Source organism: Streptomyces sp. WZ.A104 (genome assembly GCF_002382885.1).
In the GTDB taxonomy this organism is placed as follows: Bacteria; Actinomycetota; Actinomycetes; order Streptomycetales; family Streptomycetaceae; genus Streptomyces.
Genome location: NZ_NWVL01000066.1, coordinates 1 through 24846, shown reverse-complemented (window position 1 = coordinate 24846; position 24846 = coordinate 1). Strand labels below are relative to the sequence as shown.

Here is a 24846-nt window from a genome sequence, read left to right as displayed (position 1 = left end):
GCGGGGAGCGGGCCCTGGGGTCGCGGGGTGGTTCTGCTGTACGGCTGGGCCTCGGGCGTGCCTCACAGCGCTTCCCCCTCGTGAGGGTACGGCTGCTGCTGTACGCCGCCGGCGCCCGGCTCGGCCTGATGCGGGATGCGCGCCTCGTCCGGGGCCGGAGCCGCCGCCTCCGCGCTCGCCTCGCGGGCCGCGACGACGTCGGCGACCGCGTCGAGCACGCCCCGGTAGCCGGAGCAGCGGCACAGGTTGCCGCAGAGGGCCTGCCGGGTCTCCAGCTCGCTGGGGGCGTGGTTGCCCTCCAGGAGGTCGTGGACGGTCATGGCCATGCCGGGGATGCAGAAGCCGCACTGGACGGCTCCGCAGGCGGACAGGGCGCGCTGGACGTCGGACGGCTCGCCGTCGACGGCGAGCCCTTCGACCGTGCGCACCTCGCTGCCCGCCGTGGTGGCCGCGGGGACCAGGCAGGAGGCGACCAGACGGCCGTCCACTTGGACGTTGCACGCGCCGCACTCGCCCTGCGAGCAGCCGTCCTTGGCCCCGGCGAGGCCGAGCCGCTCGCGCAGCACGTAGAGCAGCGACTCCCCGATCCAGGCGTCGCCGACCGGGCGGTCCATGCCGTTCACGTGCAGGACGTAGGAGGCGGAGGGGTGCTCGCTCGGGGCGAGGGGATGTGCCGCGGCGGAGGGGGCGGGGGCCTCGGGCGCGTGGGCCGCGTCCGTAGCCGCGTCGGGGGTGCCGTCCGCGGGTGCGTCCTGGGTGACGTCCATGGGCGCGTCCGCGTCCGTGTCCGGGGCGCGGGTGGCTCCCGCGGGCGCGTCCGCGTCCGTGGGTGCGTCCGGGGCGGCGGGCTCCCCTTCGGCCTCCGGCTCCGCTTCCGCTTCCGCCGTTGCCGCTGCTTCGGGGGCTGCCGCAGCTTCGGCGGTGGTCGCGGAGGGGTGGGCCTGCGTCGAGTGTTCCGCCGTCGGCGCCCCGTCCGGCGTCATGCCCTCCGGCTCCGGTTCCCGTTCCGCTTCCGGTCGGGGTTCCGGTGCGGCCCAGGGGGCGGGGGCGCCGCCGGGCAGGGTGGCCGGGGGCGGGGTGTCCGTGTACCACTGCGGGGTGTGCGCCGAGGCCAGGAACTCGCCCGATTCGTCCGGGAGATCCCCGTCCGCGACCGGGATCGTCCACTGACCCGTGTGGCCGGTGGGGGCGGTGTGGCCCGCGAGGTCGGCGTGCCCCGGGTGGGCGGCCTCCCCGGCCGGTTGTTCCGCCTCCACCTCCGCGATGGCCTCCGTGAAGTTCCACTGGGCCGTGGCGTGCGACGTGTCCTGGTACGGGCCCGTGTAGCCGTCCTGCCGGTTCGGCTCGGGCCACTGCACCGCGCCGGACTCCTGGGCGGCGGCGGCCTCCTGGGCCCGCTGCTCGGCCTGCGCCTGCTGGGTCTGCGTCTGGATCACCCAGCTGCCCGTCGCCGCCGGGTCGAGACCGGCGGCCGGGGTCAGCGGCAGGATCATCGGCGGGACGTACCCGTGGCCGGGGGCGGCCAGCGGGATGTTCGCCAGGTCCTCCGGCGGAAGCTGGACGAACGCGGTGGCGTCGGCGTCGTACTCGCCGCTCTGCGGCGTCGGCTCCCAGCCCCCGTAGCGCGGGTCGGGCCCGGCGGAGCCGTCCTGCACGCCCTGCTGCCCGGGCTGGTTGGGGTGTTCCTCATTGCTCACGACAGTGCCCTCCCCAGCGCGCGTCGGGCGAGCGCGGCGACGGTGCGCCGCAGGTGCAGGACGGCCGGGGACAGCGGCGGGGCCTCTGACCCGTCGGCCGGTGGTGCGTGGTCCGGGATGCAGGCCGCCGCGACGTACTCGCCGAAGGCGGCCAGCGCGTCGGGGGCCAGGCCCCGCTCCCCGTCCCAGTCGATCAGCGAGGCGATCCAGCTCTCCGCCTCCAGCGGGCGCAGCGGCATCGGGGCGATCGCGCCGACCGCGCAGCGCACCCCGCGACGGGCCGGGTCCAGAACGATGGCGACCGAGGCGGTGGCGCGGCCGGGTCCGGTGCGTCCGGTGGCCTTCAGGAACACCTGCGGGGCGTGCAGCAGCGGTACGCGGACGAAGCCGATCAGCTCGGCCGGGCCCAGCATCTCGCGCCCGGCCAGCAGGTGCGAGACGGGGATCTCACGGCGGGCGCCACCGGGGCCCGCGATGACCAACTCGGCCTCCAGCGCGGCCAGCACCGGCAGGGCGTCGCCGGTGGGCGCGGAGGTGGCGATGTTCCCGCCGAGCGTTCCGGCGTTACGGATCTGGGGCGGGCCCGCGGCGCGGGCGGAGGCGGCGAGGGCGGGGATGAGCGCGGCGAAGTCGGGGCGCCCCATGCGGGCGTGGGTGAGACCGGCGCCGAGCAGTGCGTGGCCGTCCTGGTAGTGCCAGCCGCGCAGCTCGCTGATCCGGCCGAGGCCGACCAGCCCCGAGGGACGCAGAAGCCCCTTGTTGACGGCCGCCATCAGGTCCGTGCCCCCTGCAACCGGTACGGCTGCGGGCATGGCGCCGAGTGCCGCCACGGCCTCGTCGAGCGAGGCCGGCAGCGTCACCGACTGCATCGCCTGCGGTGCGTGCGTGGTCAACCCAGCTGCCCCTTCCCGGTCTCCCGGCTGTCCCGCCTGTTCCGCCGTACGGTACGTGCTCACAGCCCGGACGTGGCAACTCTGGCACATCTTCCGATCGGACCGGCGCGAGGGTCCGCGAAGGGTGCTTCCGTCCCTGACCTGCGGGATGATCCGGTTTCGCACCTCTTCGACGCAGAGGGTGAATTGCCACTCTTCAGCGAGGCTTGTACGACTTATACGGTTCGCGCCCCCTGGTTGGTTCCCCGACGGTCCCCGGCAGTTCCCCGACGGCTCCCGGCAGTTCCCCGCGGCCGACCGCGACGCACCGCGGCCGCCGCGGTCGTGGGGACCGCGGCGGCCGCTTCGGAACGCATCCCGCTCAGACCGCCGGCGGCGGCCCCTCCAGCGGTCGGCCGAGGACGCCGGGGCGCCGCTGCCACGGCAGGGGGCCGGTCGGCGGGCGGTAGTCGACGCCCAGGGCGTCGAGCCGGGCGTAGTGGGCCGCCATCCGGGCGTCGAAGGCGGCGAAGTCCCGCTCGTCCGGGGCGGGCAGGGCGGACCAGGCGACCTCCGAGAAGGCCGCGAGGCGCGGGAAGACCTGGTAGTCGACGCGGGCCCGGGTCTGCATCACCTCGGTCCAGACATTGGCCTGGGTGCCCAGGATGTGACGGGTCGCCTCCTCGGAGAGGCCCGGCGGAACGGGCTCGAAGCGGTAGACGTCCTCCAGGGTGCGGATGAACCCGATGGGCATCGGTTCGTCGGGGCCGCCGTCCTGACGGTGGTCCAGATACACCTGCTGCTCGGGGCACATCACCACGTCGTGCCCGGCCTCCGCGGCCGCGATGCCGCCTCCGTAACCGCGCCAGGAGGAGACGGCCGCGTTCGGGGGCAGGCCGCCTTCGAGGATCTCGTCCCAGCCGATGAGGCGGCGGCCGCGTTCGGTGAGCCAGGTGTCGAAGTGCCGGATGAACCACGACTGGAGTTCGTCCTCGTCCTTGAGGCCGAGGTCGACGATCTGGTTCTTGGCGGTGAGGGACTGCTGCCACTGGTCCTTGGGGCACTCGTCGCCGCCGATGTGGACGAACGGCGAGGTCTCGGCGGGGAACAGCTCCAGCACTTCTTCGAGGACGCCTTCGAAGAAGCGCAGGGTGTTGTCAGTGGGGGCGAGTACGTTCGGGTTGATGCCCCAGGTGTCCCAGACGGAGAGGGTGGTGGTGTCGATGACGTCGGTGTTGCCCAGCTCGGGGTATGCGCTGATGGCGGCCTGCGAGTGGCCCGGGACGTCGATCTCGGGGACGACCCGGATATGCCGCTCGGCGGCGTAGGCGACGATCTCGCGGATGTCGTCCTGGGTGTAGTAACCGCCGTGCGGGGTCTCGTCCCACAGCTCGGAGGCCCGGTGGCCGTATTTGGTGCGTGAGCGCCAGGCGCCGGTCTCGGTCAGGCGCGGGTAGCGCTTGATCTCGATGCGCCAGCCCTGGTCGTCGGTGAGGTGGAAGTGGAAGACGTTCAGCTTGTGGGCGGCCAGCAGGTCGAGGTAGCGCAGGACGTCGTCCTTGGGCATGAAGTGCCGTGCCACGTCGAGCATCAGGCCGCGCCAGGGGAAGCGGGGTTCGTCCTCGATGACCACCATCGGGACCTCCCAGGTGCGCCCCTGCGCGATGGGCGCGCGCCGGAAGGCGTCCGGGCCGAGGAGCTGACGGAAGGTCTGCGCCCCCCAGAAGAGGCCGGCCGCGCCGCCTCCCTCGACGCGGATCGCGCGGCCGTCGACGACGACGCGGTACGCCTCGGGGGCGAGCGCCTCGTCGAGCGAGAGGGCGATGCCGTTGTCGCCCGTTCCCTCCTTCAGGGGCAGTCCGGTGGCCGCGCCGACCGTGGCCCGCAGCCAGCGGGCGACGCCCTCGGCGCCCGGCCCGGCGCTGAGCACGGTCTCCTCGTCCAGCGGGTGCGGCCCCGGCCCGGGAGGCACCCGGCTCACCTTGCGCGGCGCGGGGATCAGGCCGAGTGCCGTCGTGTCCTCGGATGTCATGACGTCAGTCCTTAACCGCTCCGCCCAGTCCCGAGACGAGGCGTCGCTGTACGAGTACGAAGAAGACGAGCACGGGGATGGTCATCACCGTCGAGGCGGCCATGATTCCTCCCCAGTCGTTCTCGTCCGGCTTGAAGAAGACCAGCAACGCCATGGGCAGCGTCGACTGGGAGGTGTCGCTGATGATGAACGACTTCGCGAACAGGAAGTCGTTCCAGGTGGTGATGAAGGAGAAGACGCTCGTCGCCACGAGCCCCGGGAAGACCAGCGGGAAGAGGATCTGCCACAGGAAGCGGGTGCGGCTGGCCCCGTCGATGTAGGCGGCCTCCTCCAGGGCTTCGGGGACGGCCTTGACGAAGCCGCGCAGCATCCAGATGGCGAACGGCAGCGAGAAGGCGAGGTGCGGCAGGATCAGCGAGCCGAGCGTGTTCAGCTGGCCGAAGTCCCGCATGAGGAAGAACAGCGGGATGGTCAGCGCCTCCACCGGCACCATCTGCGCGACCAGGAACATGATCAGCAGGGTGGTGCGGAACTTGAAGCGGAAGCGGGTCACGGCGGTGGCGGCCAGGAAGGCGATCAGCGCGGAGGCGATGACGACCGTGCCCGCCACCAGCAGGCTGTTCAGGAAGTAGCGGCCGAAGTCCTGCTGTTCGAAGACCCGGCGGAACGAGTCGAGCGAGGGGGCCAGCGTCCAGGGGCGGGCCTCGGTGGACTGGATCTCCCCGGCCGGTTTGAAGGCGGAGAGCACCATCCAGTAGAGGGGGAAGGCGACCGCGACGGCGATGAGCAGGGCGGCGGCCTCGGCGGCCAGCCTGCCGGGCCGCCGGACGCGCAGAAGGGTGCGTGCGCTCACAGTTCCTCCCCCTGACGCCTCACCAGGCGCAGATAGACGAGCGTGACGGCCAGCAGGATCACCAGCATCACGACACCGATCGCCGATCCGAGGCTGTACTGCGAGGACGCGAACGCCTTCTGGTACGCGTACACGTTGAGCACCAGGTTCTGTCCGGCGATGCCGCCGCCGTTGGTCATGACGTAGATCTGGGTGAAGACCTTGAAGTCCCAGATGATCGACTGGATGGTGACGACGATCAGGATGGGCTTGAGCATCGGCGCCATGATGGTGCGCCAGATCCGCCACTGGGAGGCGCCGTCCAGCGAGGCCGCCTCCAGCACCTCGGTGGGGATGGCCCGGATGCCCGCGTACACGGTGACCATGACGAACGGGAACGAGCACCACAGGACTTCGAGGAGGACGAGGGCGAAGGCGCTGTAGCGCCCGTACGTCCAGGAGAAGTCACCGAGCCCGAGCACCTTGTTGACCGGGCCGAAGTCGGGGTCGAAGAGGAAGACCCAGACGGTGGAGCCGGTGATCGCGGGGGTCGCCCAGGCGCCGAGCGCGGCCATCATCAGCGCCAGCCGGGGCAGGGCGCGGATGCGGGTGAGCAGGACGGCCAGCGCGCAGCCCACGAACAGGGTGGAGAGCACGCAGGCCGCGGCGAAGAGGACGGTGGCCAGCAGGACCTGCCAGAACTGGCTGTCGTTGAAGAGGGTGGCGTAGTTGCCGAAGCCCTGGAAGGTGGTCGGTTCGCCGCCGCTGACCTGGGCCTGGGTGTACTCCAGGAACGAGATCAGGCCCAGCTGGTAGATCGGGTAGACCAGCAGTCCGGCGAGCAGGACGAGCGCTGGCAGCAGATAGAGCCAGGGGGTCCAGCCGGAGTGCCCCCCGGGCGACACGGACCGGCCGCGCCGGGGCGGGCGGGCGGGTGCGGTCCCGCCGCCCGCCGCGGACGTACCCGCGGCCGGGTCCTTGTACGGAGTGGTGTGCGTGGTCATCGTCAGCCCGCGTCGGCGAACGCCGCGTTCATCTTCTTCGCCGCGTCGTCCGAGGCCCGCGCCACGTCCTTACGGCCGGAGACGATCTCCTGGAACATCGTCGGCAGGACCAGCGAGGCGTCGATCTGGCCCCAGCCGGGCGAGGCGGGGACGAACTTGGCGCCCGCGCCGAGGGTCCGCACGAACGGGGCGACGAAGGGCTGCTTCTTCGCGGCGTTGTCCAGGACGTCGGTGTAGGTGGGCAGGAAGCCCATCGCGTCGAACATCTTGGCCTGGGTCTGCTTGCCGGTGAGCGACTTCATCAGGTCGACGGCGAGGGTCCGGTGCGAACTGCTCTTGAGCACGCCGATGTTGTTCCCGCCCGCGAAGGCTGGGGCGATGGAGTTCTCGGCGACGCCGGGCAGCGGGACGACCGCGTACTTGCCCTTGACCGAGCCCGCCTCGACAGCCGCGTGGCTGAAGTCGCCGCCGATCGCCATGGCGGCCTTGCCGGAGGCGAAGGCGGTCACGGTGGCGTTGCCGCCCATGGAGGCGCACTTGGCGGCCGGGCAGTTGTCGTCGCCGAAGAGGGAGGTGTAGGCCTCGATGCCCTTGCGGGACTTCTCGCTGTTGATGCCCGACTTGTACGTTCCCCCGCTCTCGCCCGCGAGTTCGCCGCCGTTGGCCCAGATGAAGGGCATCGCGCCGTAGGTGTACGCGCCGCCGACGGCGAGGCCGTAGAGGTCCGGCTTGGCCTTGCGGATCTTCTTGGCGGTGGAGATCAGCTCGGCCTGGGACTTGGGGGCCTCGATGCCGAGGTCCTCGAAGACGTCGGTGCGGTAGTAGAGGGCCCGGACGCCGACGAAGAAGGGCGCGCCGTAGACCTTGCCGTCGACGGTGACGGACTGCTTGGCGATCGGGTCGGCGTCCCTGGCCTCGTCCCAGGCGTTGAACTCCTCGGTCACCTCCGCGAGTCCACCGTCCTTGACGTATCCGGCGGTGTCGGTGTTGCCGTACTCGATGAGGTCCGGGGCGCTCTTGGGGTCGTTGAACGCGGCCTTGACGCGCTGGGCCCGGGTGTCGACCGGTATGTACTCGATCTCGACCTTCGCACCCTTGTGGGCCTTCTCGAACTCGGCGACGGCCGCGTCGACGACCTTCTCCTTGGGCTTGTTGCCGACCTCCTGGAAGAGCCAGACACGGAGTGTGCCGGTCTTCTCGTCACCCTTGGCGCTGGTGTCGGAGGTCTGCGGCGCGCAGGCGGTGGCGGTGAGGCCGGCCAGCACAAGCGCCGCTACTGGGGCGGCAATTCGGGCAGAAAGCTTCATCCGGAACCCCTACCGGTCATGCGTTGCAACATATGCAACGTGCGTTTCGTTCTGCACAACTGGCAGGAGAGTAGATCCGCGCCCGTACGCCGACAAGTGGTCTCCACCACTCTGTGACCAGCGAATGCAGCCCGTGCAACGCGACGGCCCGGTCACCACCGGTGACCGGGCACGGAAAAGGCCCCCGGGCCGCGCGGTGTCGCGCGGCCCGGGGGCCTGAAAAGCCGAAGAAGGAGGGGCGGACCTACTTCTTGTCCTTGCCGCCGCCCTTGCCCTTGTCCTTGTCGCCGCCTGCGCCCATGGACTCGTAGATCTCCTTGCACATGGGACAGACCGGGTACTTCTTCGGGTCGCGCCCCGGCACCCAGACCTTCCCGCACAACGCGACCACGGGAGTGCCCTCCAGGGCGCTCGCCATGATCTTGTCCTTCTGGACGTAGTGGGCGTAGCGCTCGTGGTCGCCGTCGCCCCTCGACACCTGCGGCGTCGGCTCAACGAGGGTTCCCGTACCTGCCCCGCGATCGGGCTCAAGAGTGCTCATAACCGCCAAGGGTACTGAAAGAGACGGGCATCAGTTGAGCGAAGGGTCGTCCGGGTACGTGGCGATCATCGCGAGCTCGCTGCGCTGGCGGCGGAGCACCGCGCGCCAGAGCTGCTCCGGGCGCGGGGAGGACACGTCGCCGGGCTCCGACTCGACCACGTACCACGCGCCCTCGTCTCGCTCGCCCTCCAGCTGACCGGGGCCCCAGCCCGCGTAACCGGCGAAGATGCGCAGCGAACCGAGGGCCGGGCCGAGCAGCTCCGGCGGGGTCTCCAGGTCGACCAGACCGATCGCCCCGTGCACCCGGCGCCAGCCGAGCGGGCCCTCGTCGCCCGGGATCACCGCCACGCCGAGCGCGGAGTCGAGCGAGACCGGGCCGCCCTGGAAGACGACGTCCGGCTCGCCGGCCAGCCCGGCCCAGGACGTGAGGATGTCGCCGACGCCGACCGGGGTCGGGCGGTTCAGGACCACGCCGAGGGAGCCCTCCTCGTCGTGGTCGAGGAGCAGCACCACCGCGCGGTCGAAGTTCGGGTCCGCGAGGGCGGGTGTGGCCACGAGCAGTCGCCCTGTGAGCGAGGACACCTCGGTCATGGCAGAAATGATCCCGCATATTCGCCCTCCGCGGGGGCCGAGTGGACGGGATGGTCGCCCCACGAGAGCGAGCGCAGCTCAGGGCGCACGGAGGCACGGGGAGCGCACTGTAGGGCGGGGGCGCGGTGGGCCATCCGGACGGTAACCCTCCGCAAGATCCGGTGAGCGGAGGGTGTTGTGGCGGATTCATGACGTTCGTACACCCCCCTTCGTCTTACGGAAGGGGGGTGGGAGGCCATTACCCTTTTCGTTGGCCCCCTGCCCGACCACTCCGGAACGCGAGATACATGACCGGCACAGACGATGTCCTGCTTGTCCACGGCGGCACCCCGCTGGAGGGCGAGATCCGCGTCCGAGGCGCCAAGAACCTGGTGCCGAAGGCCATGGTCGCCGCGCTGCTCGGCAGCGGGCCCAGCCGCCTCCGCAACGTTCCCGACATCCGTGACGTACGGGTGGTCCGGGGGCTTCTCCAACTGCACGGCGTCACCGTCCGCCCCGGCGACGAGCCGGGCGAACTGATCCTCGACCCCTCGCACGTCGAGTCCGCGAACGTCGCCGACATCGATGCCCACGCGGGTTCGTCGCGCATCCCGATCCTCTTCTGCGGCCCGCTGCTGCACCGCCTCGGCCACGCCTTCATCCCGGGCCTGGGCGGCTGCGACATCGGCGGCCGGCCGATCGACTTCCACTTCGAGGTCCTCCGACAGTTCGGCGCGACCATCGAGAAGCGGGCGGACGGCCAGTATCTGGAGGCCCCGCAGCGGCTGCGCGGCACCAAGATCCGGCTGCCGTACCCCTCGGTGGGCTCCACCGAGCAGGTACTGCTGACCGCCGTCCTCGCCGAGGGCGTCACCGAGCTGTCCAACGCGGCCGTCGAGCCGGAGATCGAGGACCTCATCTGCGTACTGCAGAAGATGGGCGCGATCATCTCCATGGACACCGACCGGACCATCCGGATCACCGGTGTCGACAAGCTCGACGGTTACACCCACCGGGCGCTCCCGGACCGCCTGGAGGCGGCCTCCTGGGCGTCGGCGGCGCTGGCGACCGAGGGCAACATCTACGTGCGCGGTGCCCAGCAGCGCTCGATGATGACCTTCCTGAACACCTACCGCAAGGTCGGCGGCGCCTTCGAGATCGACGACGAGGGCATCCGCTTCTGGCACCCGGGCGGCGCGCTCAACGCCATCGCGCTGGAGACCGACGTCCACCCCGGCTTCCAGACCGACTGGCAGCAGCCCCTGGTGGTCGCGCTGACGCAGGCCGCGGGCCTCTCGATCGTCCACGAGACGGTGTACGAGTCCCGGCTCGGCTTCACCTCCGCGCTCAACCAGATGGGTGCGCACATCCAGCTCTACCGCGAGTGCCTGGGCGGCTCGGACTGCCGCTTCGGCCAGCGCAACTTCCTGCACTCGGCGGTCGTCTCGGGACCGACGAAGCTCCAGGGCGCCGACCTGGTCATCCCCGACCTGCGCGGCGGCTTCTCGTACCTGATCGCGGCGCTGGCGGCCCAGGGGACCTCCCGGGTGCACGGCATCGACCTGATCAACCGCGGCTACGAGAACTTCATGGAGAAGCTGGAGAAGCTCGGCGCGAAGGTCGAGCTGCCGGGCGGTTCCCTGGTCTGACCCCGCACAGTGCTGCCGCACACAGCACTGCGCACCGCATGAGCGGCCCGCCGCCCCGGCCCCCCCCCTCAGGAGGGACCGGGGCGGCGGGCCGCTCATGCGTCAGAAGGCCCCGCGGCGGCCCTCGAACGGGCGTACCGGCCCGGGGTGGTACCCGCGATCCGCCGGAAGTGCCGGGTGAGGTGGGACTGGTCGTGGAAGCCGACAGCGGTCGCCGCCTCGCCGGGCGGCATCCCGTCGAGCAGCAGGCGGCGGGCCCGGTCGACGCGGCGGGCCGTCACGTACTGGTGCGGCGCGATGGCGTAGGCCGCGCTGAAGGCCCGTACGAGATGGGTGGGGTGCGCGTGGACCAGCCGGGCGGCCTCGGCCAGCGTGACCCCCTCGCACAGCCGCTCGTCCAGGAGCTCGCGCAGGTCCCGCGCGACGCCCCGGGGCGGCTTCGGGGGCCCCGCCCCGCCCGCCGGGGTTGTCGCGGGGCGCAGGTGGTCCCGCAGCCGCTCGCCGACGAACGCCAGACGGCTCTCCGCCTCCAGCGCGCCGTCCGGGTCGGCCAGGACCGCGTGGAGCCGGCCGACGCGGCTGCGCAGCAGAGGGTCGGCCAGGTCCGGCGTGTCCACGGCGGGGCCGATGAGGCTCGCGTCGAGCTGGGTCATGTCCAGGTAGAGCACCCGTTTGCGGAAGCCGCCGGAGGTCGCGGGCGAACCGTTGTGCGGGACCTGCGGCGGCAGCAGGCTCACCGTGCCGTCCGGGGTGCCGCGCTCGTGACGGTCCAGGTCGTAGCGGACGGCCCCGTCGTCGACGATCAGAAGCGTCCAGGCGTCGTGCACGTGCATGGGGTAGGCGTGTTCGGTGAAGCGGGCGTGGAAGACCTCCACGATGCCCGGGACCGCCGGACGCCAGGCCGAGATCTCCTGCCGTGGCATCGCGTCCTCCTGCCGTGGCATCGCGTCCTCCTGCCGTGGCATCACGCGAAGAACGTACAAGACCCCGGCCGGGACCACCGGCCAGTCTCGGACCATGAGAAACACGACCACAGAGACCACAGAGACCACAGAGACCACCGGGACCACCGGGACCACCGGGACCACCGGCACCACCGGGACCGCAGAGGGCGCAGAGCGCGAGAACGCTCCCGTCCGCTTCGACACGAGGATCGCGGTGCTGCTCCGCGACGACCTGGAGACCTGGCAGCGCCTGAACGTGACCGCCTTCCTGGTCAGCGGCCTGGGCACGGCGGCGCCCGAGGTGATCGGCGAGCCCTACGAGGACGCCGACGCCACCGCGTACCTGCCGATGCTGCGCCAGCCCGTGCTGGTCTTCGAGGGGGCGAAGGAGACGCTGACCGCCGCGCACACGAAGGCGCTCTCCCGGTCCCTGGCGACGGCCGTGTTCACCTCGGACCTGTTCGGTACGGGGAACGACCGGGACAACCGGGCCGCCGTACGGGCGGTGGGGCGGGACTGGCCGTGTACGGGCCGCGCAACGCCGTGGACAAGGCCCTCAAGGGCGCGCGGCTGCATCCCTGACCCCGGGGAGCCTCCCCCGCGTGCGGGCGCCCGAGCGGGGCGCATGTGCCCCTGGCATGCATGAGGGCGGCCACCCCTGGTCGGGAGTGGCCGCCCTGCTTGCGCCTTCGAGGGTTACTTGCCCTTGGCGGCTTCCTTGAGCTTCGAGCCCGCGGAGACCTTCACGCTGTAGCCGGCGGGGATGTTGATCGGGTCGCCGGTCTGCGGGTTCCGAGCGGTGCGAGCGGCACGGTGGGTGCGCTCGAAGGTCAGGAAGCCGGGGATGGTGACCTTCTCGTCGCCCTTGGCGACGATCTCACCGACGGTCTCGGCGAGCGCGGCCAGCACGGCGTCGGCGTCCTTGCGAGTCACCTCGGCGCGGTCGGCCAGGGCGGCCACCAGCTCACTGCGGTTCATGTTGTTACTCCCGTGTTCTTCTTGCCTGTGAGGCGTGAGATCGAAGCCGATGCTGCCAGGGCCCTCTGACAGTCCCCGGACCCGGGTCTGATGTCAGACCCTCTCGCCCGATTACGCATCCTGCCCCCACCAGCGGCGGGAAAGCCAATCCGGAACCCTTCGGGGTCAATGAAAAGCGCCACGGTTTGCTCGTGGTGACGCTCCGTCGACTTGGCCGAGCGGTCCGCAGCGGATGCCGGGCCCCGCAAGGCCCACTGCCCGCCCACCCTAAAGGGGCGTTTGGGGCGCCGCGACCCACGACGCGCCGTAGGGGCCCGCCGGGCGCCGGGTCAGGGGGACGTGGAGGAGGCCGGGCCGGTGCCCGTGGCGGCCTTCGCGGCGGCCCGGACGGCTCCGGCGACCGCGCCCGCGACCTTGTCGTTGAAGACCGAGGGGATGATGTAGTTCGCGTTGATCTCGTCCTCGGCGACCACGTCGGCGAGGGCTCCGGCGGCGGCGAGCATCATCTCCGTGTTGACGGTGCGGGACTGGGCGTCCAGCAGACCGCGGAAGACACCCGGGAAGACCAGCACATTGTTGATCTGGTTGGGGAAGTCGGAGCGACCCGTGGCGACAACCGCCGCCGTCTGGCGGGCGATTGCCGGATCGACCTCGGGGTCCGGGTTCGCGAGCGCGAACACGATCGCACCCTTCGCCATCGCCGCGACGTCGTCGCCGTTCAGCACGTTCGGGGCGGAGACGCCGATGAAGACGTCGGCGCCGACCACGGCCTCCTTGAGGGTGCCGGTGACACCCTCGGGATTGGTGTTGTCGGCGATCCAGCGCAGCGGTGAGCCGGAGGACGCGGCGACCAGGTCCTCGCGTCCGGCGTGCACCACACCGTGGATGTCGGCGACGACGGCGTGCTTGACGCCCGCGGCGATGAGCAGCTTCAGGATCGCCGTACCGGCGGCTCCGGCACCGGACATGACGACGCGTACGTCCCCGATGCTCTTGCCCACCACGCGCAGGGCGTTGGTCAGGGCGGCCAGGACGACGATCGCGGTGCCGTGCTGGTCGTCGTGGAAGACGGGGATGTCGAGGGCCTCGCGCAGCCGGGCCTCGATCTCGAAGCAGCGGGGGGCGGAGATGTCCTCCAGGTTGATGCCCGCGAAGCCGGGGGCGATCGCACGGACGATCGCGACGATTTCATCGGTGTTCTGGGTGTCCAGGCAGATCGGCCAGGCATCGATGCCCGCGAAGCGCTTGAAGAGGGCCGCCTTGCCCTCCATGACGGGCAGCGCGGCCATCGGGCCGATGTTGCCCAGGCCCAGCACCGCGGAGCCGTCCGTCACGACTGCGACGGAGTTGCGCTTGATGGTGAGGCGGCGCGCGTCCTCGGGGTTCTCGGCGATGGCCATGCAGACCCGGGCGACGCCGGGGGTGTAGATCATCGAGAGGTCGTCGCGGTTGCGGATGGGGTGCTTGGACGCCATCTCGATCTTGCCGCCGAGGTGCATCAGGAACGTACGGTCGGAGACCTTGCCGAGCACGACGCCCTCGATGTCGCGCAGACCTTCGACGATCTCGTCCGCGTGCGAGGTGGAGGAGGCCGCGATGGTCACGTCGATCCGCAGCTTCTCGTGGCCGGAGGCGGTCACGTCGAGGCCGGTGACCGAGCCCCCCGACGACTCCACGGCCGTGGTGAGCTGGGAGACCGCGGTGCCGCTCGCGGGCACCTCCAGCCTGACCGTCATCGAGTACGAGACGCTGGGCGCCGTTGCCATGGCCGAGTCCTTCGCTTTCCTTAGCTTCATTGCCGCGCAACCGGAACCCTCGTTCCGGACACGCTTCCCGATCGTCGCACCTACCGACTGGTAGCCGGTAATGACTGCCGCCTTTCGGAAAGTAGTTTCCACCATACGAGAAGTGACCCGTTCGGCGGAACCCCCAACCACTGCGCAAACGAGAACAGACCCGCGCCACCAACAGGTGACGCGGGTCTGTCTTCTTCGCTCAGGTGGCACCGGCCCGCCATGCTCGCCTCGCGGCAAGTGGTCGCTCGTAGCGACGAAGGTTGGGCCCGGGGGCTTGGATCGAGCCGGTGCCAGTACCACGGTAACAAAGACCCACGAGAAGTGATTCCCGTGCGACAGGTTGACCCGCGAAACCCGCGCGGACCACCCGATCGGCCATTCCCAGGTGGCCGGTGTCAGTCCCTCAGCAGGTCCGGGACCCCGTCCTCGTCCGGCAGGTCGCGCTCCCCCGAGACCACCGTGAGCTGCTGCGTCGCCCGGGTCAGCGCCACGTACAGCACCCGCAGTCCGGCCGGGGACTCGTCCGCGATCTCCGCGGGCGAGACGACCACCGTGGCGTCGTACTCCAGGCCCTTCGCCTCCAGGCTGCCCAGCGCCACGACCCGCTCCCCCAGCTCGGCGAGCCACCCGCGGGCCTGCGCGCGCCGGTTCATCGCGACGACCACGCCGACCGTGCCGTCCACCTCCGCGAGCAGCCGCCGCGCCTCCTCACGGACCGCGGCGGCCAGGTCGCCGCCCTCGACCGGCACGAAGCGCGGCACCACCCCGGTCGACCGGACCGCCGCCGGGGACTGCGTCCCGGGCATGGCCAGCGCCAGCACCTTCGCGGCCAGCTCCGCGATCTCCGCCGGGTTGCGGTAGTTGACGGTGAGGGTGAAGCGGCGGCGCGGCCGGGAGCCGAGCGCCTCGTCCCGGGCGGCGGCCGCCTCGTCCGGATCGGACCAGGAGGACTGGGCCGGGTCGCCCACGATCGTCCAGGTGGCGTGCCGGCCCCGGCGGCCGACCATGCGCCACTGCATCGGGGTGAGGTCCTGGGCCTCGTCGACGATGACGTGCGCGTACTCGGTGCGCTCCGCCGCCAGCCGCTCGGCCCGCTCCCACTGGGTCTCCTCGCGCTGCGGCATCAGCTCCTCCAGGCCGGAGAGCTGGTCCAGCGGGTCCATCTCGCGCTTCCGCTTCGGCCGGTGCGGGGTGCCGAGGAGGGCCTGGAGCTCGTCCAGGAGCGCCACGTCGTGGACGGAGAGCGGACCGCTGCCGTCCGCGTCCAGCCGCTTCAGGGAGCGGGCCAGGCGGCGCACCTCGCCCTGGTTGAGAATCCGCCGTCCCCAGCGGGCCAGGCGCTTCTCGTCCGCCATCGCGGCCAGCACCCGGCGCGGTGTCAGCTCGGGCCACCAGGCGTCGAGGAACTCCAGGAACGGGGTCTCGGTCGAGACGTCCTCGTCGAACGAGGAACGCAGCTCCGCGATCAACTGCGGGTCGGTGTAGCGACCGCGCCCCGAGGACTTGTTCCACAGGGCGTCCAGCAACAGCTTGCGGGCGCGCGGGCGCAGCAGATTGACCGGCGCGGTGCCGCCGAGGGCGTTGTGCCGGATGCGCTTGAGCTCCTCGGCCTCCAGCTCGATCCGGGCGCCGAACGCGACCACCCGCAGCCGGTCCGGGGTGGCCGTGGGGCGGCCGCGCTCGGGCTCGTCGCCGAAGGAGAGCTGGCCCTCGTCCGCCTTCGGCGCGGAACGGCCCTGCTCCAGCGCGCCCCTGGCCGCCTTGCGCAGGACATGGAGCATCCGGGACGAGCCCTTGACGCGGGCCACGGCCGGTTCGTCGTACGCGGTGGCGCCCTCGACGCCCGCCGCCTCGTCCGACAGCGAACCGATCGCGCGGATCGCGACCTGGCCCTCCTCGCCGAGCGAGGGCAGCACCCCTTCGGTGTACGCGACCAGCAGCGGCGTCGGCGAGACGATCAGGATGCCGCCCGCGTACCGCCGCCGGTCCTGGTAGAGCAGATACGCCGCCCGGTGCAGGGCGACCGCCGTCTTTCCGGTGCCGGGGCCGCCGGTGACCTCGGTGACGGAGGCGGCGGGGGCCCGGATGACCAGGTCCTGTTCGGCCTGGATGGAGGAGACGATGTCCCGCATGGTGTGGCTGCGGGCCTGGCCGAGGGCGGCCATCAGCGCGCCGTCACCGATCACCGGCAGCTTCTCGCCGTCGAGGAAGGCGGTCAGCTCCGGGCGCATCAGGTCGTCCTCGACCCCGAGGACCTTGCGGCCCTTGGAGCGGATGACCCGGCGGCGCACGACCCGGCCGGGGTCCTTCGGGGTGGAGCGGTAGAACGGGGCGGCGGCCGGGGCCCGCCAGTCGATCACCAGCGGCGCGTAGTCGCTGTCCAGCACCCCGATCCGGCCGATGTGGAGCGTCTCCGCGATGTCGGCGGTGGCGTCCTCGCGTACGGAGTCGTCGGCCGGTTCCACGGAGGTGTACGCGCCGTCCGGGCCGCGCTCCCCGTCCTTGCCGAGCAGCAGGTCGATCCTCCCGAAGAGGAAGTCCTCGAACTCGCTGTTCAGCCGGTTGAGGTGAATCCCGGCCCGGAACACCTGGGCGTCGCGCTCGGCGAGCGCGCCCGGCGTACCGACCTGGCCGCGCTTGACGGCGTCGTTCATAAGGAATTCCGCCTCGTGGATCTTCTCCTCAAGGCGGTGATAAACCCGGTCGAGATGTTCCTGCTCGACACCGATCTCCCGGTCCCGCAGCGATTCGACAGCGGCATCCTGCGCGGCCACCGAGGCCCCCTTCTGACGTGCACTGGGCAGCCGTCAACCCTATGCGAAGGGGGCCCCGAGCGCACCTGCCGCCCGGATACCGATCGCGCGTCGCGCCGGGAGGGGCGGATGGAGCGGATGGAGCGGGCGGGGAACGGCTCAGGCTCCGATCTCCACCAGCCGCTCCCCGTCGAAGGTCCGCACCTCGAAGCGGTCGATGTCCTCGCGGTCCATCGCCGCCCCGCCGTGCACGTACAGCGGGGCTTTCGCGGTCGGGTTCGTGGCGCCCTCGATGCCGTATCCCCACCGCGGGACGGACCAGGAGGTGACGACCTCCTCCTCGCCCGTCTTGGAGACGGCGATCAGGGTGCACTTCTGCGGTCCCTTGACGTTCTTCAGCTCCAGGACCGTGTGGGTGCCCCAGGCCTTCTCCTCCATGCCGACGGTCGCGCCGACCCGGGTGGTGGGGTCGGTGGCCGACACCTTCTCCGTCATGTGCCCGAAGAAGGCGTCCTCGGCCGGGCTGGTCGGGTGCGGGTCGCCCGCGGCCACCGGCGGTCCGCCCTCGTCGCCCGCCGTGACCGCGACGGCGGCGACCGGGCCGCCGATGATCAGGGCGGCGGCCGCGGCGACCAGGTAGCGGCTGCGCCTGCTGCGCCGGTGCCGCTTGCGCGCGACCTCGTCCATCAGCCCGCCGAGCAGCCGGGGCGCGGGCCGCTCGGGAACCTTCGGTACGGGGCGGGCCCCGGGCGGCGCCGCGGGCGCGTCGGCCAGCAGCGCGAGCACCGGCTCCATCCCGGCGAACTCGTCGAGATGGGCGGCGCACCGGGCACACCCGGCGAGGTGGGCCTCGAAGGCGCTCGCCTGGGCGTCGTCCAGGATGCCGAGGACGTACGCGGCGGCAGCGTCGTGCTCGGACCCTTCGGGCGGTACGGCGAACGGCTCCTCACGCCCGGAGGGACCGGAGGGACCACCGGGGCCGGACAGGTACGCGGGGCCCGCGCCAAAGGCTGGGCCCGCGCCGTAGCCGTGGCCGGAGGCGGGCGCGGGCCCTGAGGGGTGTGCAGGACCCGCGGGATACGGGGGACTTGAGGGACCGGACGGCGGGCGGGGGCCGGGAGGCCGGGGCCCGAACGGCTGCCACTCGTGGTCACTCATGCCGTGATCCCCCTCTCTTCGAGTGCGAGCTTCATCGAACGGAGTGCGTAGAAGACCCGGGACCGTACGGTCCCGCTGGGGACGCCGAGTACTTCGGCGGCCTCATTGACGGTACGTCCCCTGAAGTAGGTCTCGACCAATGCTTCCCGGTGCGCGGGAGTCAAATCGTCGAGCGCATCCGAGAGCGTCATCAGCCACAGCGCCTTGTCGATCTCGTCCTCCGCGGGAATGACCTCCAGCGGCGACGGATCGACCTCGCGCGGCCGGGCCTGCCGGCTGCGGTGGCCGTCGATGACGATGCGCCGGGCGACCGTCACCAGCCAGGGGCGGACGGAGCCGGTGGCCCGGTTGAGCCGGCCGGCGTTCTTCCAGGCACGGATGAGCGTCTCCTGCACCACGTCCTCGGCCCGCTGACGGTCGCCCGCCACGAGTCGGAGGACATACGCGAGCAGCGGCCCGGCGTGTTCGCGGTACAGCGCCCGCATCAGCTCCTCGTCGGGTATCCCGGAGGGGGACGGGGGCGGCTCACCGCGATGTCGAGCCCTGTGCGGACGGTCATCGGCCACGGCCGCATCCTTGCGCACCCGAACCTCCCGGTCGAGACCCTGAATCGAGCTCTTCGACCATCGATACGGGGACGGGGCCCGGTTCATTCAACGCCGGGCGGAGATTCTTTTTCGAGCGCCCGCCGCCGGTGCCTGGCGACCCGTTCGCGGTTGCCGCAGACCTCGCCGGAGCACCAGCGCCGCCGCCCGCCCCGCGAGGTGTCCAGGTAGAGCCGGCGGCAGTCCTCACCCTGGCAGCGGCGCAGGGCCGCGCGCGCCACCGGATCGGTGAGCAGGTCCACCGCGTCCCGCGCCACGACGGCGAGGAGCCCCGGGCAGTCGGGGGCCGCGCTCAGGGCCCGTACCAGCTCACCGTCGGCCGCGCGCACCGCCCGCAGCCCCGGGGGCGCCCCGGCCGCCAGGGCGTTGACCCGATCCAGCGCGCCGTCCGCGCGCGGACCGCCCGACTGAGCCTCCATCAGGAGGTCCAGTACCGCGCGCAGTTCATGGAAGCGGGCGACCCACGTGTCGTCCAGCACGGGCAGCGCGGTGCCCGGCGGCACGAGCCGGGCGGCGGCCAGCCATCCCCTCAAGTGCTCGGGGTCCGGCAGCTGTTCGCATGCCCCGGGCGCCCCGCCCGCGCTCCCGGTGGCCACCAGGTCGAGGCAGATCCGGCCCGCGTCGAACCGCCACACGTGCGCATACCTGCCCGTACCCATGCGCGGGTCACCACCTCGGCGTCACCGGCGGACTGCCACCCCCAGAGTGCCCCTGCCGGGGCCCGGCCGGAACCCCTGCCACCGCCCGGGCCGGGCCCCGGCCGCCAGGCCGGTGCCGCTACCGTGGCAGCCATGAACGGTCACGGGGGAACACTCAGGGAAGACCTCACGCTCACCGCCGGCGCTCTGCTGCTGCGCCCGTGGCGCGAGGAGGACGCGTCGGCGCTGCTGGCGGCCTACGACGACCCGGCGATGCGGCAGTGGATCAGCACGCCCGTGTTCACGCCCGCGGAGGCGGAACGCTGGCTGGCGGCGCAGCGCGCGGGGCGGGAGTCGGGCAGCCGCTTCAGCTTCGCGGTGACGGACACCGGCCGGGGCGGGGAGCTCGTCGGCAACCTCGCGCTGAAGCGACCGGGGCCGGGGCCCGAGCGGGCCGAGGTGGGGTACTGGACGACGGCGGGGGCGCGCGGCAGGGGCGTGGCGTCACGGGCCCTGGCCGCCCTCACCGACTGGGCGTTCACGGCCTTCGCCGACGAGGGGCTGGTCCGGATTGAGCTCCTGCACCAGGTGGACAACGTGGCCTCCTGCCGGGTGGCGGAGAAGTGCGGGTACGCGTTCGCGGAGCTGCTGAGCGCGCTGCCGCCCGACTACCCGCTCGACGGTCACCTCCATGCCCGCGAGGCGCCCGCGGCGGAGGTCAGGCGAACGGCGGATCGTCGTGCAGCAGCCGCTGGAACAGGTGGTGGTCGCGCCAGCGGCCGTTGATGTGCAGATAGCCGGGGGCCGTGCCGACCTGCTCGAACCCGGCCTTGGACAGCACCCGTTGGGAGGCCGCGTTCTCGGTGACGGTCGCCGCCTCGACGCGGTGCAGGCCGAGGCTGTCCCGGGCCGCGTCGCAGACCGCGCCGACGGCGGCGGTGGCCAGGCCGCGTCCGGCGTGGTCCACGTCGACCCAGTAGCCGAGGCGGGCGTTACGGTAGGGGCCGCGCTCGATGGCGCTGAGCGTGAAGGCGCCGATGACCCGGTCGTCGGCGTCCGCGAGGGCCCACGGCATGGCACGCCCCGCGTCCCGTTCGGCGAGCAGCGCGGTGAGCCGGGCGGCCTGGCCCTCGGGGGCGTAGAAGCCCTCCGGGCGTACGGGTTCCCAGCGGCGCATGTACGCGCGACTGCGGGTGAGGGCCGTGGCGAAGGAAGGCGCGTCGGCGAGCGCGGCGGGCCGGAGGGTCACGTCGGGGGTGAGCGGGCGGGTGAGCGGCTGGGCGTGAGCGGTCGTCCCGTCGTGCGGGCGCGTGCGGTCAGTCATCCGATCACGCTAACCGGGCCCGGGCGTCCCGCCCCACCGGACTCCGGCGGAACGCGTCCCCGGCCCCGGGCCACCCCCGTACAGCCCCCTCAGCGACCGTACTTGCTGTCCGCCGACGGGTCCAGCGCCAGCCGGTAGCCGCGTTTGACGACGGTCTGGATCAGCCGGGGCACACCCAGCGCCGAGCGCAGCCGGGCCATCGCCGTCTCCACCGCGTGTTCGTCGGTGCCGCTGCCGGGCAGGGCCCGCAGCAGCTCCGCGCGGGCCACCACCCAGCCCGGGCGGCGGGCCAGGGCGTGCAGGAGGGCCATGCCCGCGGGCGGCACCGCGCGCAGTTCGTCGTCGACGAGGACCGCGTGGCCCCGGATCTCCACGCGGTGTCCGGCGATCGGCAGGATGCGGGCGGCTGCCGGGAGCTGGGCGCACATCAGCTGGACGAGAGGGCCGAGCCGGAAGCGTTCCGGCTGGACCGTGGCGATGCCCCGGGCCTGGAACGGCAGGGCGGTGACCGGCCCGACGCAGGCGACGAGGACGTCGTCGCGCAGGGCCCCGAGGACTTCCGGGAGCACCCCGCGGGTCTCGGCGCGGCCCAGGAACGAGGCGGCGGCGGGGGCGCTGGTGAAGGTGATCGCGTCCAGGCCCCGGGCGGCGGTGACGTCGAGCATCCGGTCGAGCGGGGTGAGGTCCTGCGGGGGCATCCAGCGGTAGACGGGTACGACGACGACGTCGGCGCCCGCGGCGGTCAGGGACTCCACGAAGCCGGGCAGCGGTTCGCCGTGCAGCTGGAGGGCGACCCGGCGGCCCGCGACGCCCTCGGCGAGGAGCCGGTCGAGGACCTCGGCCATCGACTCGGACCCGGGCGACCAGGCCTCGGTCAGCCCGGCGGCCCGGATGGCGCCCTTGACCTTGGGGCCCCGGGCGAGGAGTTCGACGCCGCGCAGCCGCTCCAGGAGGGCGTCGCCGATGCCCCAGCCGTCGGCGGCCTCGATCCAGCCGCGGAAGCCGATCGCGGTGGTGGCGACCGCCACGTCCGGGGCGTGGTCGATCAGCTCCTTGGTCGAGGTGAGGAGTTCGCTGTCGTCGGCGAGCTGCACGATCCGCAGGGCGGGGGCGTGCAGGACGGCGGCCCCGCGGCGTTTGAGGAGGGTGCCGAGCTCCTCGGCACGACGGGCGGCGGTCACCCCGACCGTGAAGCCCGCGAGGGGCCCGTGCGTTGCGTCGTCGTCCTGCATTGGCGTGTTCCCGGCTCCTGTTGGTCCCGCTGGCTCTCGTCTGGTCCCGTGCTTCCCGTCAGTACTCGTCGGCACTCACCGGTACTCGTCGGTACGGAGCCCGAGACTGCCAACCTCGCGTGACAGGCTCGGTCCTCCCGTATTTCCCGGCCGTTACGTCGCCCGTCGCCGGACCGCCGCTTCCTACACCTCCGCGTAACCGATCTGCGGCTTCGTGGGCACGGGAGCGGGTGCGGGTCGGCGAAGGTATACCGCCCAGGTGACCGCGGAGCACACGCCGTAGAAGGCGAGGAAGGACCAGAAGGCCGCTGTTCCGGTGCCGGAGGTCTGGAAGGACTGGCGGAAGGCGAGGTTGATCGCGAGGCCGCCGAGCGCCCCGACGGCGCCGATGAGCCCCATGGCCGCGCCGGAGATGCGCCGCCCCTGGGAGGCGGCCGCCTCCCCGTCGAGCCCCTGGGCGAGCGCCTTGGCGTGGAAGATGCCGGGGATCATCTTGTACGTCGATCCGTTGCCGAGCCCCGTCAGGACGAACAGGGCGATGAAGCCGACGAGGAAGACCGGCAGCGAGGAGGACCGGGAGGCCTGGATGACGACGACGGTGGCGGCGGCCATCGCACCGAAGGTGGCCAGCGTGATCCTCGCACCGCCGTACCGGTCGGCGAGCCGGCCCCCGACGGGCCGGATCAGGGAGCCCAGCAGCGGGCCGATGAAGGTGAGCGACGCGGCCTGGAGCGGGGTGCGGCCGAACTGGGTCTGGAGCACCAGGCCGAAGGCGAAGCTGTAGCCGATGAACGAGCCGAAGGTGCCGATGTAGAGGACCGACATGATCCAGGTGTGCGGGTCGCGGACGGCCTCCAGTGCGGCCCCGCCGTCGTTCTTCACGGGCCGGAGGTTGTCCATGTACAGGGCGGCGCACACGGCGGACACGACGATCAGCGGGATGTAGACACCGAGCACGATCCGCGGGTGCGAGGCCCCCAGCGTGCCGATGACGAGGAGCCCGATGAGCTGGACGACGGGTACGCCGATGTTGCCGCCGCCCGCGTTCAGGCCGAGCGCCCAGCCCTTCTTGCGCAGCGGGAAGAAGGCGTTGATGTTCGTCATCGAGGAGGCGAAGTTCCCGCCGCCGATCCCGGTGAGCGCGGCGACCACCACGAAGGTGGCGTACGAGGTGCCGGGCTCCATCACCAGATACGCGGCGAGCGTCGGGACGAGCAGGCTCACCGCGCTGAAGACCGTCCAGTTGCGGCCGCCGAACCGGGCGACGGCGAAGGTGTACGGCACCCGCACCAGTGCGCCGACCAGGGTGGCCGTCGAGATGAGGAAGAACTTCCCGGCCGGGTCGACGCCGTACTCCGGTCCCATGAACAGGACCATCACCGACCACAGGGTCCAGATGGAGAATCCGATGTGCTCGGAGAGCACGGAGAACCACAGGTTGCGGCGGGCGACACGCTCCCCCTTCTCCCGCCAGAACGTCTCGTCCTCCGGCTCCCAGGTCTCGATCCAACGGCCTGCCATCACGTGCCTCCACAGGGGGGTCGGGGTGTTGCCCCCGACGCTAGGGAGTGCGCGTTTCGGTGCGGTGCCGGGAGGTGACCTGTGGGCAACCTTGCTCTCACCGGGCCGTTTGCGGCCCGGTGAGATGCCGCCCGGGGACGCGGTCTACGGTCTCCCGTCCGGCCAGAGCCGCGGGCGGCGCCTGGCCGCGACGTCCTCGGCCCAGCCGAAGGCGAGGACGCAGAGCGCGATGAGGGCCCAGGTGAGCAGCAGCACGGGCACCCAGCTCTCCAGCAGCCACGGCACGTTCTCGCTCAGGGCGTCGACCGACCACAGCCGGTCGTAGAGCGTGGCGGCGGTCAGGATGCAGACGTTGTGCCAGAGGTAGACGGTCACCGCCCGCGAGTTGAGGAGCGTGATCGGCCGGTCGAAGGCGCGCAGCCGCCCCGGCCACTCGGTCCAGGAGGGGCTGTAGTGCAGCAGGAGCAGCACACAGCCGAAGGACCACAGGGCCTGGGCGAGCGGGATGGAGTCCAGGTCGAAGCCGCCGCGGAAGCCCTCGTGGCTCGCCCACCACAGCCCCGCCCCCGCGAACAGCGGGGCGATCGACGGCACGACGTAGGCGGGCAGGCGTTTCAGGGCGCCTTCCTGGTGGGCCATGCCGAGGACCCAGCAGGCGCCGAAGGTGGAGAAGTCGGTGATCGCGGAGTCGAGGCGGTCGGTGGTGGAGAACAGGTCGAGCCGCATCACGACGGCGAGTGCGAGGGGCGCGAGCAGCGTCGGCCAGGGCAGTCTGCGCAGCCCGCGCAGGATCAGCGGCGAGAGCAGGACGAACCAGAGGTAGGCCCGGATGTACCAGAGCGGTCCGGCCAGCTCCTGCGGCCAGCTCTCCCCCAGGAAGCCGGGGACGCCCGCCACGTCGTACGCGTACGGCGGATCGCTCAGCGGCAGCACCCAGTACGCCAGGTGCTGCCACCACCAGCCGGGGTGGCCCTCGGCGTCCGGGCCCCAGCCCTGGGCGGCCATGCCGGTGACGCCGATCGCCCCGAGCAGCCACAGCGGCGGCAGCAGACGGCGGACCCGGCCGCGGATCACCTGCGCGGCGGGCCGTTCCAGCGAGCGGGCCATCAGCGTTCCGGCGAGCGCGAACATCACGCCCATGGACGGGAAGACGATCGGCAGCCAGGCCCAGCCGGTGAGGTGGTAGAGGACGACCCGGAAGAGGGCGAGGGCCCGCAGCAGGTCGAAGTACCGGTCGCGGACGGGCCTGTGGGGTTGGGGTACGGGGGCTTCCGGTGCCTGGGCGGCCGGGGCCGGGGCGGCGGGCCCGGCGGCGGCCGTGGGCCGGGGCGGCGCGGTCATGCGTGCGGCCTCCGGCCCGTACCGTTCCCGCCGCCGGACCCGGCCGCGGCAC

At 72.2% G+C, this 24846-nt stretch carries 21 protein-coding genes and 1 pseudogene; 3 read left to right on the top strand and 19 right to left on the bottom strand.

Going from position 1 to position 24846, the window contains the following annotated elements:
* Positions 1 to 62 precede the first annotated feature (62 nt).
* The 8 genes from CIB93_RS28570 to CIB93_RS28535 form a co-directional block, all read right to left on the bottom strand.
* Positions 63 to 1697 (bottom strand): (2Fe-2S)-binding protein, encoded by a 1635-nt coding sequence (locus tag CIB93_RS28570; RefSeq protein WP_096631019.1) that lies wholly within the window; start codon positions 1695 to 1697, stop codon positions 63 to 65.
* Positions 1694 to 2590, bottom strand: a complete 897-nt coding sequence (locus tag CIB93_RS28565) for a xanthine dehydrogenase family protein subunit M (RefSeq protein ID WP_179500279.1) — start codon at positions 2588 to 2590, stop codon at positions 1694 to 1696. Before CIB93_RS28565 ends, CIB93_RS28570 begins: the two co-directional genes overlap by 4 nt.
* A gap of 361 nt (positions 2591 to 2951) precedes the next feature.
* Positions 2952 to 4601, bottom strand: a complete 1650-nt coding sequence (locus CIB93_RS28560) for a beta-N-acetylhexosaminidase (protein ID WP_096631018.1) — start codon at positions 4599 to 4601, stop codon at positions 2952 to 2954.
* A 4-nt stretch (positions 4602 to 4605) separates the two neighbouring features.
* Positions 4606 to 5454, bottom strand: coding sequence for a carbohydrate ABC transporter permease (locus CIB93_RS28555; RefSeq protein WP_096631017.1), 849 nt, complete (start codon positions 5452 to 5454; stop codon positions 4606 to 4608).
* The gene (locus CIB93_RS28550; protein ID WP_096631015.1) at positions 5451 to 6437 is read right to left on the bottom strand and encodes a carbohydrate ABC transporter permease; all 987 of its coding nucleotides are present in this window, start codon (positions 6435 to 6437) and stop codon (positions 5451 to 5453) included. The genes CIB93_RS28555 and CIB93_RS28550 overlap by 4 nt, the downstream gene beginning before the upstream one ends.
* A 2-nt stretch (positions 6438 to 6439) precedes the next feature.
* A complete protein-coding gene (locus CIB93_RS28545) occupies positions 6440 to 7744 on the bottom strand; it encodes an extracellular solute-binding protein (RefSeq protein ID WP_096631013.1) in 1305 nt (434 codons plus the stop codon).
* 244 nt (positions 7745 to 7988) lie between these two features.
* Positions 7989 to 8285, bottom strand: coding sequence for a DUF3039 domain-containing protein (locus tag CIB93_RS28540; RefSeq protein ID WP_006124925.1), 297 nt, complete (start codon positions 8283 to 8285; stop codon positions 7989 to 7991).
* Between the two features lie 30 nt (positions 8286 to 8315).
* On the bottom strand, positions 8316 to 8876 hold the full coding sequence (locus tag CIB93_RS28535; protein ID WP_096631012.1) for a YqgE/AlgH family protein: 561 nt from the start codon (positions 8874 to 8876) through the stop codon (positions 8316 to 8318).
* Positions 8877 to 9163: 287 nt separating this feature from the next.
* Between CIB93_RS28535 and murA the strand changes: the two genes are divergently transcribed.
* Entirely contained in the window at positions 9164 to 10504 is a 1341-nt protein-coding gene (gene murA / locus CIB93_RS28530; protein ID WP_032765061.1) for a UDP-N-acetylglucosamine 1-carboxyvinyltransferase, read from the top strand.
* A 95-nt stretch (positions 10505 to 10599) separates the two neighbouring features.
* Here the strand turns inward: murA and CIB93_RS28525 are convergent, their stop codons facing one another.
* Positions 10600 to 11448 (bottom strand): AraC family transcriptional regulator, encoded by an 849-nt coding sequence (locus CIB93_RS28525; RefSeq protein WP_373558815.1) that lies wholly within the window; start codon positions 11446 to 11448, stop codon positions 10600 to 10602.
* Between the two features lie 73 nt (positions 11449 to 11521).
* Between CIB93_RS28525 and CIB93_RS28520 the strand changes: the two are divergent.
* Positions 11522 to 12030: pseudogene (locus tag CIB93_RS28520) on the top strand (DUF2000 family protein).
* Between the two features lie 114 nt (positions 12031 to 12144).
* Here CIB93_RS28520 and CIB93_RS28515 read toward each other — a convergent pair.
* The 6 genes from CIB93_RS28515 to CIB93_RS28490 form a co-directional block, all read right to left on the bottom strand.
* Positions 12145 to 12426 (bottom strand): HU family DNA-binding protein, encoded by a 282-nt coding sequence (locus CIB93_RS28515; protein WP_003968811.1) that lies wholly within the window; start codon positions 12424 to 12426, stop codon positions 12145 to 12147.
* Positions 12427 to 12755: 329 nt separating this feature from the next.
* Positions 12756 to 14192, bottom strand: coding sequence for an NAD-dependent malic enzyme (locus CIB93_RS28510; protein ID WP_096631008.1), 1437 nt, complete (start codon positions 14190 to 14192; stop codon positions 12756 to 12758).
* Between the two features lie 425 nt (positions 14193 to 14617).
* Entirely contained in the window at positions 14618 to 16996 is a 2379-nt protein-coding gene (locus CIB93_RS28505; RefSeq protein ID WP_096631006.1) for a UvrD-helicase domain-containing protein, read from the bottom strand.
* 138 nt (positions 16997 to 17134) lie between these two features.
* Positions 17135 to 18133 (bottom strand): anti-sigma factor, encoded by a 999-nt coding sequence (locus CIB93_RS28500; protein ID WP_306454830.1) that lies wholly within the window; start codon positions 18131 to 18133, stop codon positions 17135 to 17137.
* Positions 18130 to 18717 (bottom strand): sigma-70 family RNA polymerase sigma factor, encoded by a 588-nt coding sequence (locus CIB93_RS28495; RefSeq protein ID WP_096631004.1) that lies wholly within the window; start codon positions 18715 to 18717, stop codon positions 18130 to 18132. The genes CIB93_RS28500 and CIB93_RS28495 overlap by 4 nt, the downstream gene beginning before the upstream one ends.
* Before the next feature lie 65 nt (positions 18718 to 18782).
* Positions 18783 to 19397, bottom strand: a complete 615-nt coding sequence (locus CIB93_RS28490; protein ID WP_096631003.1) for an ABATE domain-containing protein — start codon at positions 19395 to 19397, stop codon at positions 18783 to 18785.
* 132 nt (positions 19398 to 19529) lie between these two features.
* Here CIB93_RS28490 and CIB93_RS28485 point away from each other — a divergent pair, with 132 nt between their 5' ends.
* Entirely contained in the window at positions 19530 to 20162 is a 633-nt protein-coding gene (locus CIB93_RS28485) for a GNAT family N-acetyltransferase (RefSeq protein WP_096631001.1), read from the top strand.
* Here the strand turns inward: CIB93_RS28485 and CIB93_RS28480 are convergent.
* The 4 genes from CIB93_RS28480 to CIB93_RS28465 all read right to left on the bottom strand — a co-directional run bounded on the left by CIB93_RS28480 (position 20095) and on the right by CIB93_RS28465 (position 24794).
* Positions 20095 to 20700, bottom strand: a complete 606-nt coding sequence (locus CIB93_RS28480) for a GNAT family N-acetyltransferase (protein ID WP_096630999.1) — start codon at positions 20698 to 20700, stop codon at positions 20095 to 20097. The genes CIB93_RS28485 and CIB93_RS28480 overlap by 68 nt on opposite strands.
* Before the next feature lie 89 nt (positions 20701 to 20789).
* On the bottom strand, positions 20790 to 21932 hold the full coding sequence (locus CIB93_RS28475) for a uroporphyrinogen-III synthase (protein WP_096630998.1): 1143 nt from the start codon (positions 21930 to 21932) through the stop codon (positions 20790 to 20792).
* Positions 21933 to 22115: 183 nt separating this feature from the next.
* Positions 22116 to 23453, bottom strand: coding sequence for a NarK/NasA family nitrate transporter (locus tag CIB93_RS28470; protein ID WP_096630996.1), 1338 nt, complete (start codon positions 23451 to 23453; stop codon positions 22116 to 22118).
* A 144-nt stretch (positions 23454 to 23597) separates the two neighbouring features.
* Complete coding sequence (locus tag CIB93_RS28465) at positions 23598 to 24794, bottom strand: acyltransferase family protein (RefSeq protein ID WP_096631048.1); 1197 nt, start codon at positions 24792 to 24794, stop codon at positions 23598 to 23600.
* Positions 24795 to 24846 lie beyond the last annotated feature (52 nt).

Bases quoted from the DNA above. Each gene is read 5' to 3' on its own strand.
- CIB93_RS28560 (WP_096631018.1), bottom strand. From the start codon at position 4,601: ATGACATCCGAGGACACGACGGCACTCGGCCTGATCCCCGCGCCGCGC.
- CIB93_RS28550 (WP_096631015.1), bottom strand. From the start codon at position 6,437: ATGACCACGCACACCACTCCGTACAAGGACCCGGCCGCGGGTACGTCC.
- CIB93_RS28545 (WP_096631013.1), bottom strand. From the start codon at position 7,744: ATGAAGCTTTCTGCCCGAATTGCCGCCCCAGTAGCGGCGCTTGTGCTG.
- CIB93_RS28540 (WP_006124925.1), bottom strand. From the start codon at position 8,285: ATGAGCACTCTTGAGCCCGATCGCGGGGCAGGTACGGGAACCCTCGTT.
- CIB93_RS28535 (WP_096631012.1), bottom strand. From the start codon at position 8,876: ATGACCGAGGTGTCCTCGCTCACAGGGCGACTGCTCGTGGCCACACCC.
- murA (WP_032765061.1), top strand. From the start codon at position 9,164: ATGACCGGCACAGACGATGTCCTGCTTGTCCACGGCGGCACCCCGCTG.
- CIB93_RS28525 (WP_373558815.1), bottom strand. From the start codon at position 11,448: ATGCCACGGCAGGAGGACGCGATGCCACGGCAGGAGATCTCGGCCTGG.
- CIB93_RS28515 (WP_003968811.1), bottom strand. From the start codon at position 12,426: ATGAACCGCAGTGAGCTGGTGGCCGCCCTGGCCGACCGCGCCGAGGTG.
- CIB93_RS28510 (WP_096631008.1), bottom strand. From the start codon at position 14,192: ATGGCAACGGCGCCCAGCGTCTCGTACTCGATGACGGTCAGGCTGGAG.
- CIB93_RS28500 (WP_306454830.1), bottom strand. From the start codon at position 18,133: ATGAGTGACCACGAGTGGCAGCCGTTCGGGCCCCGGCCTCCCGGCCCC.
- CIB93_RS28490 (WP_096631003.1), bottom strand. From the start codon at position 19,397: ATGGGTACGGGCAGGTATGCGCACGTGTGGCGGTTCGACGCGGGCCGG.
- CIB93_RS28485 (WP_096631001.1), top strand. From the start codon at position 19,530: ATGAACGGTCACGGGGGAACACTCAGGGAAGACCTCACGCTCACCGCC.
- CIB93_RS28480 (WP_096630999.1), bottom strand. From the start codon at position 20,700: ATGACTGACCGCACGCGCCCGCACGACGGGACGACCGCTCACGCCCAG.
- CIB93_RS28475 (WP_096630998.1), bottom strand. From the start codon at position 21,932: ATGCAGGACGACGACGCAACGCACGGGCCCCTCGCGGGCTTCACGGTC.
- CIB93_RS28470 (WP_096630996.1), bottom strand. From the start codon at position 23,453: ATGGCAGGCCGTTGGATCGAGACCTGGGAGCCGGAGGACGAGACGTTC.
- CIB93_RS28465 (WP_096631048.1), bottom strand. From the start codon at position 24,794: ATGACCGCGCCGCCCCGGCCCACGGCCGCCGCCGGGCCCGCCGCCCCG.